Origin of the sequence: Pseudoxanthomonas sp. X-1 (genome assembly GCF_020042665.1) — a bacterium.
GTDB classification, from domain to species: domain Bacteria; phylum Pseudomonadota; class Gammaproteobacteria; order Xanthomonadales; family Xanthomonadaceae; genus Pseudoxanthomonas_A; species Pseudoxanthomonas_A spadix_A.
On record NZ_CP083376.1, the window covers coordinates 1,993,655 to 2,009,960 of the forward strand.

Annotated in this window: 13 protein-coding genes; 10 read left to right on the forward strand and 3 right to left on the reverse strand. The window is 70.7% G+C overall.

The genetic code is table 11. The annotated features are described in order from the left end of the window. Positions 1 to 30 precede the first annotated feature (30 nt). Positions 31 to 1,392 (forward strand): NAD-dependent succinate-semialdehyde dehydrogenase, encoded by a 1,362-nt coding sequence (locus LAJ50_RS08860; protein ID WP_138651150.1) that lies wholly within the window; start codon positions 31 to 33, stop codon positions 1,390 to 1,392. Between the two features lie 59 nt (positions 1,393 to 1,451). After that, positions 1,452 to 2,735: an NAD(P)/FAD-dependent oxidoreductase gene (locus tag LAJ50_RS08865; protein WP_138651149.1), complete on the forward strand. Its 1,284-nt coding sequence runs from the start codon at positions 1,452 to 1,454 to the stop codon at positions 2,733 to 2,735. A gap of 336 nt (positions 2,736 to 3,071) precedes the next feature. Here LAJ50_RS08865 and LAJ50_RS08870 read toward each other — a convergent pair whose 3' ends face one another. Both LAJ50_RS08870 and LAJ50_RS08875 read right to left on the reverse strand, forming a co-directional pair. Then, entirely contained in the window at positions 3,072 to 3,500 is a 429-nt protein-coding gene (locus tag LAJ50_RS08870) for a type II toxin-antitoxin system death-on-curing family toxin (protein WP_138651148.1), read from the reverse strand. Position 3,501: 1 nt separating this feature from the next. Next, positions 3,502 to 3,723 carry an AbrB/MazE/SpoVT family DNA-binding domain-containing protein gene (locus tag LAJ50_RS08875; protein WP_130517776.1) on the reverse strand — a complete coding sequence of 74 codons (222 nt, stop codon included), beginning with the start codon at positions 3,721 to 3,723 and terminating at the stop codon, positions 3,502 to 3,504. Between the two features lie 124 nt (positions 3,724 to 3,847). On the opposite strand from LAJ50_RS08875, the gene lexA reads away from it, so the two are divergent. The 6 genes from lexA to LAJ50_RS08905 all read left to right on the forward strand — a co-directional run bounded on the left by lexA (position 3,848) and on the right by LAJ50_RS08905 (position 10,996). Beyond that, positions 3,848 to 4,453: a transcriptional repressor LexA gene (gene lexA, locus LAJ50_RS08880; RefSeq protein WP_138651147.1), complete on the forward strand. Its 606-nt coding sequence runs from the start codon at positions 3,848 to 3,850 to the stop codon at positions 4,451 to 4,453. Between the two features lie 4 nt (positions 4,454 to 4,457). Further along, positions 4,458 to 5,108, forward strand: coding sequence for a translesion DNA synthesis-associated protein ImuA (gene imuA / locus LAJ50_RS08885; protein ID WP_224096531.1), 651 nt, complete (start codon positions 4,458 to 4,460; stop codon positions 5,106 to 5,108). A 92-nt stretch (positions 5,109 to 5,200) separates the two neighbouring features. Then, a complete protein-coding gene (locus LAJ50_RS08890) occupies positions 5,201 to 6,631 on the forward strand; it encodes a DNA polymerase Y family protein (protein WP_138651146.1) in 1,431 nt (476 codons plus the stop codon). Between the two features lie 37 nt (positions 6,632 to 6,668). After that, positions 6,669 to 9,935, forward strand: a complete 3,267-nt coding sequence (locus tag LAJ50_RS08895) for an error-prone DNA polymerase (protein ID WP_171044514.1) — start codon at positions 6,669 to 6,671, stop codon at positions 9,933 to 9,935. An 80-nt stretch (positions 9,936 to 10,015) separates the two neighbouring features. After that, entirely contained in the window at positions 10,016 to 10,531 is a 516-nt protein-coding gene (locus LAJ50_RS08900) for an alpha-ketoglutarate-dependent dioxygenase AlkB (protein WP_130552223.1), read from the forward strand. A 306-nt stretch (positions 10,532 to 10,837) separates the two neighbouring features. Beyond that, positions 10,838 to 10,996, forward strand: a complete 159-nt coding sequence (locus LAJ50_RS08905) for a hypothetical protein (protein WP_171044513.1) — start codon at positions 10,838 to 10,840, stop codon at positions 10,994 to 10,996. A 66-nt stretch (positions 10,997 to 11,062) separates the two neighbouring features. Here the strand turns inward: LAJ50_RS08905 and LAJ50_RS08910 are convergent, their stop codons facing one another. Then, positions 11,063 to 13,438, reverse strand: a complete 2,376-nt coding sequence (locus LAJ50_RS08910) for a GH92 family glycosyl hydrolase (RefSeq protein WP_130552200.1) — start codon at positions 13,436 to 13,438, stop codon at positions 11,063 to 11,065. Positions 13,439 to 13,601: 163 nt separating this feature from the next. Between LAJ50_RS08910 and LAJ50_RS08915 the strand changes: the two genes are divergently transcribed. Together LAJ50_RS08915 and LAJ50_RS08920 are read left to right on the forward strand one after the other, a co-directional pair. Then, positions 13,602 to 14,102, forward strand: coding sequence for a DNA-binding protein (locus LAJ50_RS08915; protein ID WP_138651145.1), 501 nt, complete (start codon positions 13,602 to 13,604; stop codon positions 14,100 to 14,102). A 245-nt stretch (positions 14,103 to 14,347) separates the two neighbouring features. Then, positions 14,348 to 16,258, forward strand: a complete 1,911-nt coding sequence (locus LAJ50_RS08920) for a hybrid sensor histidine kinase/response regulator (protein WP_138651144.1) — start codon at positions 14,348 to 14,350, stop codon at positions 16,256 to 16,258. Positions 16,259 to 16,306 lie beyond the last annotated feature (48 nt).

A 16,306-nucleotide genomic window follows, 5' to 3' on the forward strand; every position in this document is an offset into this window, starting at 1 on the left:
GCGCTGTCTTGATGCTTCGCGGAGTCGCGCATGTCTACTGAAGTCCCCAATCCCTACACCGGCCAGGTCGAGCACCGTCAGACGCTGATGGGCTCCAACACCGTGGAGGCGGCGCTGCACGCGGCCCAGGCCGCGTTCCCCGAATGGGCCCAGCGCTCCATCGAGGCGCGGGCGGACGTCCTGCATGCGGTCGCCACGGCGTTGCGCGAGCGACGCGAGACCTTCCAGGCACTGATGACCGCCGAGATGGGCAAGCTGAAGAAGGAGGCCCTGGCCGAGGTCGACAAGTGCGCCGACGCCTGCGACTACTACGCCGACCACGCCGCGCAGTACCTGCGGCCCGAGCCGATCCAGACCGAGGCGCGCTCCAGCTACGTGCGCTACGAACCCATCGGCTGCGTGTTCGCGGTGATGCCGTGGAACTTCCCCATCTGGCAGGTGTTCCGCTTCCTGGCGCCGACGCTGATGGTGGGCAATACCGCCCTGCTCAAGCACGCCACCAACGTGCCGCGCTGCGCCGACGCCATCGCCGATGCGCTGCGCACTGCCGGCGTGCCCGAGGGCGTGTTCGGCGTGCTGCACATCGACAACGAGCAGGCCGCCCAGGTCATCAAGGATCCGCGCGTGGCCGCGGTGACGCTGACCGGCTCGGAGCGCGCGGGCCGGTCCATCGCCGCCACCGCCGGCAGCGTGCTGAAGAAGTGCGTGATGGAACTGGGCGGCAGCGATGCCTTCGTGGTGCTCGACGATGCCGACCTGGACAAGACCGTCGCCGCGGCGGTGAAGGGCCGCTTCGACAACGCCGGCCAGACCTGCATCGCGGCCAAGCGTTTCATCGTGGTCGATGCGATCGCCGAGCGCTTCGTGCAGCGCTTCGTCGAGGCCGCCGGCCAGCTGCGCACCGGCGATCCCAACAACGAAGCCACCACGCTGGCGCCGATGGCGCGCCAGGATCTGCGCGATGAGCTGCACCGGCAGGTCGCCACCAGCGTCGCCAATGGCGCCACCGTGCTGCTCGGCGGCCAGCCCGGGCCCGGCCATGCCGAGTACCCGGCGACCATCCTGGATCACGTCAAGGCTGGCATGCCGGCCTATTCGGAGGAGTTGTTCGGCCCGGTCGCCAGCATCCTGCGGGTGCACGACGAGGCCGAGGCCGTGCGCGTGGCCAACGACACCAGCTTCGGCCTGGGCGGCAGCGTATGGACGGCCGATGCCGCGCGCGGCGAGCGCGTGGCCCAGCAGCTGCAGTGCGGGGCGGCCTTCGTCAATGCCATCGTCAAGTCCGATGTGCGTCTGCCGTTCGGCGGGACCAAGCGCTCGGGTTTCGGTCGCGAACTGGCGAACCACGGCATGCATGAGTTCACCAACATCAAGAGCATCTACGTGAGCTGATCCGGCGCGGTGCCCGCATGCGATGATCGCGGGCACCAAGCACGTCGGGAAAGCGGGGCATGCCAGGGAACAGGCACCAGATCGCGGTAATCGGCTACGGCACCGCCGGCCAGGCGGCTGCTGCACTGCTGGCCGCAGACGGGCATCAGGTCCACGTTTTCGAACAGGCGCCGGTGCTGGGGCCGGTGGGTGCCGGCTTCCTGCTGCAGCCCACGGGGCTGCAGGTGCTATGGGAGATGGGCCTGTTGCCGCAGGCCCTGGCGCACGGGCGCCGCATCGATCGTCTGTACGGCGAGACGCCGGCGGGGCGCGCGGTCATGGACATGCGCTATGCGCATCTGGATCGGCGGCTGTTCGGGCTGGGCATGCAGCGCGGGGCGCTGTTCGCGCTGCTGGCGCAGGCGTGGGACGGCTACGGTGGCGTGCACTGCGGCACGCGCATCGTCGAGATCAGCCAGGACACGCGCCGTGTGCGCGAGGCCTCGGGCCAGTGGCATGGGCCGTTCGATCTGGTGATCGCCGCCGATGGCGCGGGCTCGGCGCTGCGCCGGCACACGCAGGGCGTGCGCTCGGAGGCGCCGTATCCGTGGGGCGCGCTGTGGTGCCTGGTGCCGCAGGAGGACTGGGCCTGGCCGCACGAGCTGCGCCAGCGCTATGTGGCCGCGCGCAAGATGATCGGCATGCTGCCGGTCGGGACGCGCCCGGGCGATGACACGCCACGCCTGAGCTTCTTCTGGAGTCTGCCCGCCGATGGATTCGCGGCCTGGGAACAGGCGGGCATGCCGGCCTTCCGGCAGGAGGTCGCGGCGCTGTGGCCGCAGGCCGATGCGCGCCTGCATCCGCTCGAGGCCTGCGGCCAGCTGGCGCGCGCCGGCTATCGCGATGCGGTGGTCCACACCTGGCATCGGGACCGTCTGCTGCTGATGGGCGATGCGGCGCATGCGATGAGCCCGCAGCTGGGGCAGGGCGTCAACATGGCGCTGATGGACGCCGCTGCTTTACGCGATGCCCTGCGCGCCGAAGTCGACCTTCCCGCTGCGCTGGCCCGCTATCAGCAGCGCCGGCGCGCCCACGTGGGCCTCTATCAGTTCTGGAGCCGCTGGCTGACGCCGCTGTTCCAGTCCGATCGCGACCGGGTGGCCAGGCTGCGCGATCTCGCCTTCCTCCGGCTGGGCCGGATGCCGGGCGGGCGCGGCCATATGCTGCGCGTGCTCAGCGGCCTGCAGCATGGCCTGTTCGGGAAGCTGGCCTTGCCCGATGCCTTTCTGCTGGCGCTGGCGGGCGATGGATTGCAGGTGCTACCGGAAGCGCCCTCTGGCTTGGAACTGGCCGACGGCGGCTGAGTTCCGCTGAAAACTCCCTGCCGTCATTCCCGCGAAGGCGGCGGGAATCCAGTGGCTTTCTCGCGTACGGCTGAAGACGTTGGATTTCCTGGCGCTCTCAGCGCGTGGGCGTTACTGGCTTCGGAAGGGCAGCGGTCCGGCGGGCGGTATACGGTTTTCCCTCGGTCAAAGCATCCTGCCCTGCCTTAAGGCGCTCGGTTCCTGCCTCGCTCGTCGCGGCCACCGCCCGCCGGCGCGCTGCCTCGTGCGTGGCGTCGGAAGACTTCGGGTCGAAAGTCAAAGAATTCCCGATCCATTCTTCGCGGAGCCTCGCCCCGGCCGGGTACTGCGTGGTCATCAACCGCCGTAACGCGCCTCAGGCTCGTGGAGCTGGCTGCCGGGCTTGGGCGTCAGGTGCTTGCGGATCCAGTCGGCGAAGGCGGCTTCGGCCAGGGTGCCATCGGCTAGGCCGAGCATGGCGATGTACTTGTCTTCGTCGCGGGCCTGCAGCTCCACACCGTTGAGGACCAGGAACACGCGGTAGCAGAGATGAGCGGTGCGCTTGTTGCCGTCCACGAACGGATGGTTGCGGGCCAGCCCGAACGCCAGGCTGGCGGCCAGCGCGGCCAGGTCCGGAGGTGGATCGCCGTAGCCGAACAGCTGCTGGGGGCGGGCCAGGGTCGCATCGAGCAGGGCTTCGTCGCGCACACCGCCGCTGCCGCCGTGCTCGGCCAGTTGGCGGTCGTGGATGGCCAGCACCAGGGCCCGGGTCATCCAGACGATCATGTCACTGCGCCAGTTTGTGCAGCACCGTGCGGTCCTCGCGCATGATCCGCTCGGCCACTTCCATCTGTGCGGCCAGGGTCGGGTCGAAGACGGTGAGCTTGATGCCGTCCGGAGTTTCCAGGGCGTAGAGCGTGTCGCCCTTTTCCAGTCGCAGGCGGGCCAGCAGGTCCTTGGGCAGGATGACGCCCGCCGAATTGCCGACGGTGGTGATCTTGAGCTTCATGGTTGTGCGCTCGAGGTTATAACGATGGTTATATTCCGATAGGTTTGGATAGAAAGGCAAGGCCAAGCGAGAACTTTGCCGTATCTCGCCCCGTGCGACGCGACAGGTGTACAAATGTCCACCCATGGACCCCCTGACTCCTCAACGCGCCGCCGTCCTGGCCTATCTGAAGGCCCAGGCACTCCGCGGCCACGCGCCCAGCCTGGCGGAGATCGCCGCTGAATTCGGTTTTGCCTCGCGCAATGCCGCCCAGAAGCACGTCCAGGCCCTGGCCGAGGCCGGCCTGATCCAGCTGCGCCCGGGCCAGAAGCGCGGCATCCGCATGCCGGAGGCCGTGCGCCGTGATGCGCTGCTGGCGCTGCCGGTGCTGGGCCGGGTCGCCGCCGGCGTGCCGATCGGCGCGGATATCGGCCTGGACGAGCAGCTACTGCTGGATGCCGGCGTGTTCTCGCTGCGGCCGGACTATCTGCTGCGCGTGCAGGGCGATTCGATGATCGACGACGGCATCCTCGACGGGGATCTGGTCGGCGTGCATCGCAGCGCCGAGGCGCGCGACGGGCAGATCGTGGTGGCGCGCATCGAGGGCGAGTTGACCATCAAGCGCCTGGAGCGGGGCCGGCACCAGCTGCGCCTGCTGCCACGCAATCCGGCGCATGCGCCGATCGAGGTGCCGGCCGGGGCGGACTTCGCCATCGAAGGCCTGTACTGCGGCCTGGTACGCAGGGGTTGAGGCCGTGGCCGAGGTGCCACGTCGTGCGCTGTCGGCGGTGCCGGCCCCGGGCCTGCCGCTGGACGAGCTGCTGGCCGCGCGCACGGTCTGGCGGGCCGGGCGCGGCGGCGCGCCGCGCCATGACGGCGAGCCCACCGGCCATGCCGCGCTGGACGCACTGCTGCCCACCGCCGGCTGGCCGCGCAAGGCCTTGACCGAACTGCTGCTGCCGGCCGACGGCATCGGCGAGATCGCCCTGCTGCTGCCCACGCTGGCGCGCCTGACCCGCGCCGGCGAGCGCGTGGCGCTGATCGCCCCGCCGTACATTCCCTACGCACCGGCCTGGCAAGGCCGCGGGGTGGATCTGGCGCAGTTGGAGGTCGTCGACGCCGCGCCGCGCGATGCGCTGTGGGCCTTCGAGCAGTGCCTGCGCAGCGGTGCCTGTGCGGCCGTGCTGGGCTGGCCGCAGGCGGCCGACGAACGCGCGCTGCGCCGCCTGCAGGTGGCCGCCGACAGCGGCGACTGCTGCGGCTTCGCCCTGCGCGAGGCGCGCCATGCGGTCAACGCCTCGCCGGCCGCGCTGCGCCTGGAATACCGCAGCGAGGAGGGCGCCTGGCGCGTGCGCAAGTGTCGCGGCGGCCAGGTGCCGGCCCAGCCGCTGCGGCTGGTGCATTGAGGCGTGGCCATGCCATCGCATCGACCGCTGCCGTGGAATCCGGCTCCCCGACCCGACGCTGACGCGACGCCCTGCGCGCGGGCGGTGCGCTGATGCTGTGGGCCTGCATCCTGCTGCCGCACCTGGCCATGGATACGGTGCTGCGGCGCCTGCCCGAGGACGAACGCGCCGCGCCGCTGGCACTGGTCGAAGGCCCGGCGCAGCTGCGCCGGCTGCATTCGGTCAACGCCGCCGCCGCCCAGGCCGGGCTGACGCCGGGCATGCGGCTGTCGGCCGCGCACGCGCTGCTGGCGCAGGTGCGTACGGTGGATTTCGACGCGCAGGACCAGGCGCGCAGCCAGCGCTTCCTGGCCAGCTGGGCCTATCGCCACAGTTCGCTGGTCAGCCAGCAGTGGCCGCATGCGATCGTGCTGGAGGCGCGCGCCAGCTTCCGCCTGTTCGGGCCGTGGCCGCGCTTCGCCCGGCGCCTGCGCCAGGAGCTGGAGACGCTGGGCTTCCGCCACCGGCTGGCACTGGCGCCCACGCCGCGCGCGGCGCAGGTGCTAGCCGGGCGCGAGGACGGCCTGGCCATTGCGCGCCCCGAGCGCCTGCAGCAGGTCCTCGACGCGGTGCCTGTGCGCGCCGCGCACCTGCCCGATGACAGCGGCGAGCGCCTGCACCGCATGGGCCTGCACACGCTGGCCGCGCTGCGCGCGCTGCCGCGCGACGGCCTGCGGCGGCGGTTCGGTCTGGCCCTGCTCGAACACCTGGATCGCCTGTACGGGCAGGCCGACGACCCGCTGGACTGGTACACGCCGCCGGACCACTTCGACGCGCGCGTGGAGATGGGCTACGAGGTGGAGAACCACATGGCGCTGCTGTTCCCGCTGCGGCGCCTGGTCGGCGATCTGTGCACCTATCTGTCGATCCGCGACGGCGGCGTGCAGCGTTTCGTGCTGCGGCTGGAGCACGAGCAGGGCCACAGCGACGTGGAGGTCGGCCTGCTGGCGCCCGAGCGCAACCAGGCGCTGCTGTTCGAACTGGCGCGCAACCGCCTGGAGCGCGTGGCCATCGACCGGCCGGTGGTGGGCCTGCGCCTGCTGGCGCGGCAGCTGCCGCCGTTCGTGCCGGCGGTGCGCGACCTGTTCGACACCCGCCCGCAGCAGGCGCTGGACTGGCCACAGCTGCGCGAGCGCCTGCGCGCGCGGCTGGGCGATGCGGCCGTCTACCGGGTCGAACCGGCCGGCGATCCGCGCCCGGAAAAGGCCTGGCGCCGCGCGCTGGGCGATGCGCCGGCGCGCGGCGTGGAGACCGCCCCCGCGCGTCCGCCGCGCCCGGCCTGGCTGCTGCCGCAGCCGGTGGCCCTGCATGGCCCGGCGCGGATCATCTCCGGCCCCGAACGCCTGGAAAGCGGCTGGTGGGACCAGGGCGATGCGCGGCGCGACTACTACGTGGTGGAAACCGCGCGCGGCCAGCGTGCCTGGGCGTTCCAGCCGGCCGGTGTGCGCGATGCGCCGTGGATGCTGCATGGGTGGTTCGGATGAGGCGGGGCGTGAGGGGAAAGCTGCGGGAGAGAGGGCAATGAGTTGGGATGACGCGGTCGATGGGGTGGATCGGGACACGCCGGGCGGGCGCATGCCGCGCGCCTGGCGCACGGCCCAGCGCCTGCGCCCGGCGGCCAACGACGATGCGCCGAAGGACGCAGGCGCGGACGGCCTGCCGGCCTATGCCGAGCTGCACTGCCTGTCGGATTTCTCGTTCCTGCGCGGGGCCTCGGATGCCACGGCGCTGTTCGAACGCGCCAAGGCCTGCGGCTACAGCGCGCTGGCGATCACCGACGAATGCTCGCTGGCCGGCATCGTGCGCGGCTGGGAAGGCGCACGGGCCACCGGCGTCAGCCTGATCGTCGGCAGCGAGTTCGCGCTGGTCGATGGCACCCGGTTCGTGCTGCTGGTGGAGACGCGCGCCGGCTACACCCAGCTGTGCGCGCTGATCACCACCGCACGGCGCGCGGCCAGCAAGGGCCGTTACACCTTGACGCGCGCCGACGTGGAGGCGCAGTTCCATGCCGAAGCGCCCGAACTGTTCGCCCTGTGGCTGCCCGGCGCGCAGCCGCAGGCGCATGACGGGCGCTGGCTGCAGCAGGTGTTCGGCGAGCGCGCCTATCTGGCCGTGGAACTGCTGCGCGACGGCGACGACGATGCGCGGCTGGCCACGCTGCTGGCGCTGTCCCGGCAGTTGGGCATGACGCCCCTGGCCAGCGGCGATGTGCACATGGCCACCCGCCGCGAGCGCGTGCTGCAGGACACGATCACCGCGATCCGCCACACCGTGCCGCTGGCCGAGGCCGGCGCGCTGCTGTTCCGCAACGGCGAGCGCCACCTGCGCTCGCGCCGCGCGCTCGGCAACATCTATCCGGCGGCGCTGCTGGAGGCGACGGTGGACCTCGCCCGGCGCTGCAGCGGCTTCGATCTCAAGCGCGATGTGAAGTACGACTACCCGGCCGAGCTGGTGCCGGCCGGGCATACCGCCACCAGCTATCTGCGCGAACTGACCGAGGCCGGGATCCGCACGCGCTGGGCCGAGCGCGGCCTGACGATCTCCGACAAGGTGCGGGGCGATATCGAGCAGGAGCTGGCGCTGATCGAGGAGCTGGGGTACGAGGCCTTCTTCCTGACCGTGCATGACGTGGTGCGCTTCGCCAGGTCGCAGGGAATCCTGTGCCAGGGGCGCGGCTCCTCGGCCAATTCCGCCGTGTGCTATGCGCTGGGCATCACCGCGGTGGACCCGGACGAGAATCGCCTGCTGATCTCCCGCTTCCTGTCCAAGGCGCGCAACGAGCCGCCCGACATCGACGTCGATTTCGAGCACGAGCGGCGCGAGGAGGTCATCCAGTACGTCTACCGCAAGTACGGCCGCGCGCGTGCGGCGCTGGCGGCCACGGTCATCAGCTACCGCGGCAAGAGCGCGGTGCGCGAGGTGGCCAAGGCCTTCGGCCTGCCGCCGGACCAGATCGCGCTGCTGGCCAACTGTTTCGGCTGGGGCAATGGCGACACGCCGATGCAGCAGCGGCTGGAGGAGGCCGGCTTCGACACCGCCAACCCGCTGATCGTGAGGATCCTGGCGCTCACCGGCATGCTCGAAGGCAAGCCGCGCCACCTGTCCCAGCACGTCGGCGGCTTCGTCATCGCCGAGCAGACCCTGTCCACCGTGGTGCCGGTGGAGAACGCGGCCATGGCCGACCGCACCATCATCCAGTGGGAGAAGGACGACCTGGAGACCATGGGCATGCTCAAGGTCGACTGCCTGGCGCTGGGCATGCTGACCTGCATCCGCAAGACGCTGGACCTGATCCGCGTGCACCGCGGGCGCGATCACGACATCGCCAGCATTCCGTCCAACGACAAGCCCACCTACGAGATGATCCAGCTGGCCGATACGGTCGGGGTGTTCCAGATCGAATCGCGCGCGCAGATGGCCATGCTGCCGCGGCTCAAGCCCGCCAAGTTCTACGACCTGGTGATCGAGGTGGCGATCGTGCGGCCCGGGCCGATCCAGGGCGACATGGTCCATCCCTACCTGCGCCGGCGCCAGGGGCTGGAGCGGCCCACCTATCCGTCCGAGGGGGTCGAGGAGATCCTCGGGCCGACGCTGGGCGTGCCGCTATTCCAGGAGCAGGTGATGGAGCTGGTGATCCACGCCGGCTACAAGCCGGACGAGGCCGACGGCCTGCGCCGCTCGATGGCCGCCTGGCGGCGCGGCGGCGACATGGAGCCGCACCGCATGCGCATCCGCCAGCTGATGGAGGACAAGGGCTACGCCTCTGAGTTCATCGACCAGATCTTCGACCAGATCAAGGGCTTCGGCTCGTACGGCTTCCCGCAGAGCCACGCGGCCTCGTTCGCCAAGCTGGTCTACGCCAGCTGCTGGCTCAAGCGGCATGAGCCGGCGGCCTTCGCCTGCGGCCTGCTGAACGCACAGCCGATGGGGTTCTATTCGCCCAGCCAGATCGTGCAGGACGCGCGCCGCGGCAAGGCCGGGCGCCAGGCCGTCACCGTGCTGCCGGTGGACGTGCTGTACAGCGACTGGGACAACACCCTGGTCGGCGGGCGGCCGTGGCGCAGCGCGGACGATCCAGGTGAGCAGCCGGACATCCGTCTGGGCTTCCGCCAGGTGGCTGGCCTGTCCGAGGCCACTGGCCAGGCGATCATGGCCGCGCGTGCGCAGCGCGCCTTCGCCGACCTGGAGGACCTGTGCCTGCGCGCCGGCCTGGACGAGAAGGCCCGCACCGCCCTGGCCGAAGCCGGTGCGCTGCGCTCGTTGGTCGGCCACCGCAACGCCGCGCGCTGGGCGGTGGCCGGGGTCGAGCGTCGCCGTCCGCTGCTGCCCGGCAGCCCGCGCGAGCAGGCCATCGCGCTGCCGGCGCCGCGCATCGGCCAGGACATCACCGCCGACTACCGCAGCGTCGGCCTGAGCCTGGAGGCGCACCCGATGGCGCTGCTGCGCGCACGCATGCGCGCCCAGCGCATCCTCGGCCTGCGCGAGCTGCGGGACCGGCCCAGCGGCAGCGGCGTGCACGTGGCCGGGCTGGTCACCCAGCGCCAGCGCCCGGCCACGGCCAAGGGCACCATCTTCGTCACGCTCGAGGACGAGCAGGGCATGATCAACGTGATCGTCTGGCCGCACCTGGCCATGCGCCGGCGGCGCGCGCTGCTGGAGTCGCGGCTGCTGGCCGTGCGCGGGCGCTGGGAGCGCGTGGACGGGGTCGAACACCTCATCGCCGGCGACCTGCGCGACCTGAGCGATCTGCTGGGCGAGCTGGCGCTGCCCTCGCGGGACTTCCATTGAACGCGCGGTCCGCCCACCCGTCTGTCGGCGACCTGTTCGCGCCCACGCCGCTGACGGTGTTCGACGACGCCGAGGGCGGCATGCGCTACTGGCCGGACGTGGTCGATGCGGCCACGGCGCAGCGCTGGTTCGATGCGTTGCGCGAGCATGCGCACTGGAAGCACGAGCGCCGCCCCATGTACGACCGCATCGTCGACGTGCCGCGCCTGCGCGCCGGCTACCGGCTGGACGCGCTGCCGCCGCAGCTGCCGCTGGCCGACATGCTGGCCCTGGTGCAGGCGCGCGTGCCCGCGCCGTACACCGGCGTGGGCATGAACTTCTATCGCGATGGCCGCGACAGCGTGGCCATGCACCACGACAAGCTGCACATGCTGGTGCCCGGCCAGCCGATCGCGCTGGTCTCGCTGGGCGGCACCCGGCGCATGCACATCCGCGCCATGCACGGCCGCCGCCAGACCTTCGCCCTCGACCTGGCCCCGGGCAGCCTGCTGGTGATGAGCCATGCCAGCCAGCTCACCCACGAACACGGCATCCCCAAGACGGCCGCGGCGGTGGCGCCGCGCATGAGCGTCGTGTTCCGCGCACGCCCGGACTGAGGGACACGTCATGCGGTCTTCGTGCGTGGCGTTGTTCCTGCGCTTTCAACGAAGGTCGCGGACAGCATCAAAAACGCGGCAGGCGTGGCGCAGGCCAGCGCGGTCGGGAATGGGTCATGAGCTGGAGCCCGTCGTGGAGAGCGCTTGCGCGCCTGTTTCGCCCGTCCAGACAGGGCCGAATGACCGTGCCACCGCTGGCGCCTGGCGCTGGCCGCGCGACGGCAGACCTCGCGCTTCCGGCGCGCGATGGCATGACGTCCACGCCTGTGCGTGCAGTCTGTCGCGGCCAGCCCTCCGGAGCGCCGTATGCCGACCCTGCCCAACGAACCCATCCCGCCGTCCGACATGGACCCGCGCGTGGACGATCCGCCGCCGTTGCCCGCACCGTCGCGGCATGACGGCCAGGAAGAGGGCGACCCCGCCGTCGACGAACCACTGGCGCCCGGTCATCCGCACGGCGCTTGAGGCCGTTCACAACGACGAAGGGCGGGTCCTGCGACCCGCCCTTCGTCTTGCCTCGACCTGGGGGACTTACTGCGAGGACATCGAGTAGGGCAGCTTGCCCAGGTCGGTGGCCCAGGTCGTGTTCGGCTGGGCCTGCATGGTGAAGCGCAGTTCGCCGCCGGCCATGAGCTCGGCGTGGGTGAGGTAGGCGCGATCGAGCGGCTTGCCGTTCAAGCGCACGCTGCCGACGTACGTGTGTGCGGCATCCAGTCCGTCGGCGATCACGGTGAAGCGCTTGCCGCCTTCCAGGTTGAGCGTGGCGCGCGGCAGGAAGGGCCGGCCGATGATGTACTGATTGCTGCCCGGCGTGACCGGGTAGAAGCCCAGCGCGGTGAACACGTACCAGGCCGACATCTGGCCCAGATCGTCGTTGCCGGCCAGCCCGTCGGGTGTGGCCTTGTACTGGGTGTCCATGATCTGCTTCAGCCGCTGCTGCGTGCGCCAGGGCTGGCCGGCGTAGGCATAGAGATAGGCCACGTGGTGGCCGGGTTCGTTGCCGTGCGCGTACCAGCCGATCAGGCCGGTGATGTCCTCCATGTGTTCGAACACCTTGGGGTCCACCTTCGCATCGAAGGCCGCATCCAGCTTGCCCAGCAGCGCATCGGCGCTGCCGTGCGCCTTGACCAGCCCGGCTACGTCCTGGGGCACGTACCACGAGTACTGCCAGGCGTTGCCTTCGGTGTAGTCGGTGCCGTAGCCGCTGGCGGTGGGATCGAACGGCTCGCGGAACGCCCCGTCGCGCTTGCGCGCGCGCATGAAGCCGGTGGCGGGGTCGTAGGCGTGCTTCCAGTTGCCCGCGCGCTTGTCGAACTCGGCGGTGATGGAGGCGTCGCCCATGTCGCGTGCGACCTGCGCGATGGTCCAGTCGTCGAAGGCGTATTCGAGGGTCTTCGAGGCCGCTTCGCCTTCCTCGTCGATCGGCACATAGCCCAGCTCGCGGTACTGGGCGATGCCGTCGTAGGGGCCGTAGTTCGCGCTGGCGACCATCGCGTCCAGCGCCTGGCGCGTGTCGTAGCCGCGGATGCCCTTCATGTAGGCGTCGGCGATCACCGGCACGGCGTGGTAACCGATCATGCACCAGGTCTCCAGGCCGTTGAACGCCCAGATCGGCAGGATCCCGTACGGGCTCTCGCGCCGCGCGGCCAGCAGCGAGTTGACGATGTCGTTGGTGTGCTGGGCGGGCTGGACGATGGTCAGCAGCGGATGCAGCGCGCGGTAGGTGTCCCACAGCGAGAAGGTGGAGTAGTTGGTCCAGCCCTTGGCCTGGTGCACGGCGTTGTCCGGTCCGCGGTAGCGGCCATCGACGTCCATGAACAGCGTTGGCCCCAGGAAGGTGTGGTACAGCGCGGTATAGAACTGCGTGCGCTGGACCGGCGTGCCCTGCGCCTGCACCGCGGCCAGCGCGGTGGCCCAGGTCTGCCGGGCCGCGTCGCGCACGCCGTCGAAGTCCCAGCCCGGCACCTCGGCATCCAGGTTGGCGATGGCGTTGTCCTCGCTGACCGGCGAGATCGCCAGTTTCACCAGCAGCGGGCCGCCCGCATCGCCGACATCGAAGCTGGCGACCAGCTGGCGGCCTTCGATCTGCGCGCGCTGGCCCGGATCCTTGTCGGCCGGCGGGGCGAAGCCCTTGTAGATCACGTCCTGCTCGGTGTCGTTGAGCGTGTGGCCGGTCAGGGGCCTGGAAAACCGCATGGCGAAGTACAGCTGGCGGCCGGGCGCCCAGCCGCGCGTCTCGCGGAAGCCGGTGACCGTGCCGTCCGCGCGCAGCCGCACGCGCGACCACAGCACCTTGCCGGGGTAGTCGTACATGCTGGTGCGCATGTCCAGGATCACGTGCCCGGGCTTGCCCTTGGGAAAGGTGTAGCGGTGCACGCCCACGCGCGCGGTGGCGGTCAGCTCGGCGCGCACCCCGGCATCGTCCAGGGTCACCGCGTAGTAGCCAGGCTGGGCGGTCTCGGTCTGATGGCGGAAGCGCGAGGTGAAGCCGCTGCCGGGCTTGTCGATCTCGCCGCGCTCCAGCTTGACCTCGCCGGTGGCCGGCATCAGCAGGAAATCGCCCAGGTCCGAATGCCCGGAGCCGGAGAAATGCGTATGCGAGAAGCCCACGATGGTGCTGTCGCTGTGGCGGTAGCCGGCCGCCCAGCCATAGCCGTCCTTGCGCGACTTGATCTGGGTGTCGGGCGAGAGCTGCACCATGCCGAAGGGCAGGGTGGCGCCGGGGAAGGTATGCCCCTCGCCGCCGCTGCCGATGAAGGGGTCGACCGCATCGAAGGCCTGCTGCTGTTCCGGCGTCAGCCGCTGCGCGGCATGGCCCAGCGGCGGCAGCGCCGCCAGCAGGCCCGCCAGCCCCAGGACGCCGACGCGCCGCACCAGCGCCCCGCGCTTGATGTGCAGATTCCGCATTGCTCGTATACCCCGTCGCGATGATGGGCACGGACCCTAGCACGGAGGGCGCCGCTTTCCTGCTCGACCTTGGTCCTGTCGGGACGTGGTGCCGGCCGATACCCACGCGGTGTTGACGCGCGCCGCACTATAGGTAGGCCTTCTGACGCATCGGGAGCCTTCCATGCCCAGCAAGAAGACCGCACACAAGGCCGCGCAGGACGACAAGCGCGCCGGCAAGTCCAGCAGCACGCAGGCCGGCGAGTACGTGCGCGAGGAGATCGAGGAACTCCAGGCCGGCGAAGGGCCGGCCAAGAGCCGGAAGCAGGCCATCGCGATCGGCCTGTCGCGAGCGCGCCGCGATGGCGTCGCGGCCAGGCCCGGCAAGCGCGCCTCCAGCAAGGTGAAGCGCAAGGCTGGCCAGGATCTGGCGGCGGGCCGCGGCCACGCCGCCAAGAAGACGGCCAAGAAGGCCACGAAAAAGGCCACCAAGAAGACGGCAAAGAAGGCGGCCAAGAAAGCGACCAAGAAAACGGCCAAGAAAGCCGCGAAGAAAGCGACGAAGAAAGCCGCGAAGAAGACGACCAGCAGGGGCGCGAAGAAGGCCGCGAAGAAGACGGCAGGGAAAGCCACGAAAAGGACGACCAAGAGCGCCAAAAAGTCGAGCGGCGGAAAGTCTCGCTAGCGCCCGCGTTCCCGCTCGCCTGCCGTTCCTGCAAAGGCGGTATCAGTAGCGCTCGCGCGAAAGCGCCAGACGCGAAGAGGTTCCATGTCCGTGCGACTGCGAGACGGTTAGCACCGCTGAGCAGCCCGGACATGGACGCGAGCTGCACCTAAGCGCGCCGATTCAGGCTTCGTGGACCGCAACTCCGTTCACACATCAGCGCATGTGCAGTCGCTAGCCTGCGGGACAGACCAAGGGGATATGCGATGCCGTACACCACGCCGGGGCCCGACGGGGCGCCGCTGCCGGAGGCGTTCGAGAGCGCCGGTCCGGGCGCGCAGCGCACCGAAGGCGTGCTCTACCAGGCGCCGGCGCTGCCGGCGTCGGAGCGCCGCGCGCCCGATGATGACGACGCGCGCGCGCTGCTGGGACTGAAGGCCTCCGAGCACGGCTGGTGGCTGGCGCTGGTCGATGTCGACGTGGAAGGCGCGTGCCGCGAGTACGACGCCTTCCTCGCAGGCGACGCGCCGTTGGACATCGAGTATCGCGTGCGCCTGCCCGGCGGCGACGAGCGCTGGTTGCGCGATCGCGCGCGCGTGGCCGCCCGCGATGCGCAGGGACGGCCGAGCCAGCTGGTCGGCGTGCTGGACGATGTCACCGGGCGCAACTCGCTGCGGCGCCGCGCGCGCGAGGCGGCCGAGAAGTACCGGTCGCTGTTCGACTCGATCGACGCCGGCTTCTGCGTGATCGAGATGATCTTCGACGCGGAGGGCCAGCCGCAGGACTACCGGTTTCTCGAGGTCAACGCCGCCTTCGCGCGGCAGACCGGTATCCAGGATGCACCGGGCCGGCGCATGCGCGAGATCGCGCCGGCGCATGAGGCCGACTGGTTCCAGACCTATGGGCGCATCGCTCGCAGCGGCGTGCCCGAGCGCTTCGAACAGTCGGCCGCGCAGCTGGGCTTCCACTACGACGTCTATGCCTTCCGCTTCGGCGACCCGGCGCGGCAGCAGGTGGCGGTGCTGTTCAACGACATCTCCGACCGCAAGCGGATGGAGGATGCGCTGCGCGAGGACGGTCGGCGCAAGACCGAATTCATCGCCATGCTCGCGCACGAACTGCGCAATCCGCTGGCGACCATCACCAGCGGCCTGCAGGCGATGAAGCTGGGCAGCCACGGCGTGGCCATGCATCCGGCCGCGCCGATGATGGAGCGCCAGATCGTGCAGATGAGCCAGCTGCTGGACGACCTGCTGGACATCAACCGCATCGCCCTGGGCAAGGTGGTGCTGCGCAGGGAGCGCCGCGATCTGGGCCAGCTGGCCGCGCACGTGGCCGAGGCCTTCCGCGCCCATTACCTGGAACGCGACGTCCGCCTGGAGCTGGTCCTGCCGCAGGCCCCGGTCTGGGTGCGGGCCGATGCCACGCGCATGGCGCAGGTGCTGGGCAACCTGCTCAGCAACGCGGCCAAGTTCAGCCATCCGGGTGGCGAGGTGCGGCTGCGCGTGAGCGAGCAGGACGGCCAGGCGGTGGCCGAGGTGCGCGATACGGGCATCGGCATCGAGCCGCACAAGCTGCAGCACATCTTCGAACTCTTCGCCCAGGTCGACGACAACCGGCACGCGTCCTTCGGCGGACTGGGCGTGGGCATCGCCCTGGCGCGCGAACTAGTCGGCCGTCACGACGGCACCCTCGAGGCGCACAGCGACGGCCTGGGCCAGGGCAGCACCTTCATCGTGCGCCTGCCGCTGGATGCGCCGGCGCCGGTCCTCGCGCCCGGGACCGAGGACAAGCCGGCCCGCGACGGTGCGCTGCAGCTGCTGCTGATCGACGACAACCGCGACGCGGCCGATTCGATCTCGATGGTGCTCGCGCTGCTCGGCCACCAGGTGACCACCCGCTACAACGGCCCCGACGGCCTGGCCGCGGCCGAGCAGGCCAGGCCGGACGTGGTCATCACCGACATCGGCATGCCCGGCATGGACGGGCACGAAGTGTGCCGCCGCCTGCGCGCGCGGCCCGACGGCGCCGACCTGCGCATCGTGGCGCTGACCGGCTGGGGCACGCGCGAAGACCGCGAGCTGACCCGCCAGGCCGGCTTTGACCACCACCTGGTCAAGCCGGTGACCGCGGCCAAGCTGCGCGATGCGCTGGCGGCGGTGACCGCGCGCCCATGAGGTCCAGGCGTCGTTCGGCGGCCGAGCCAGCGCCAGAATGACGTCGCA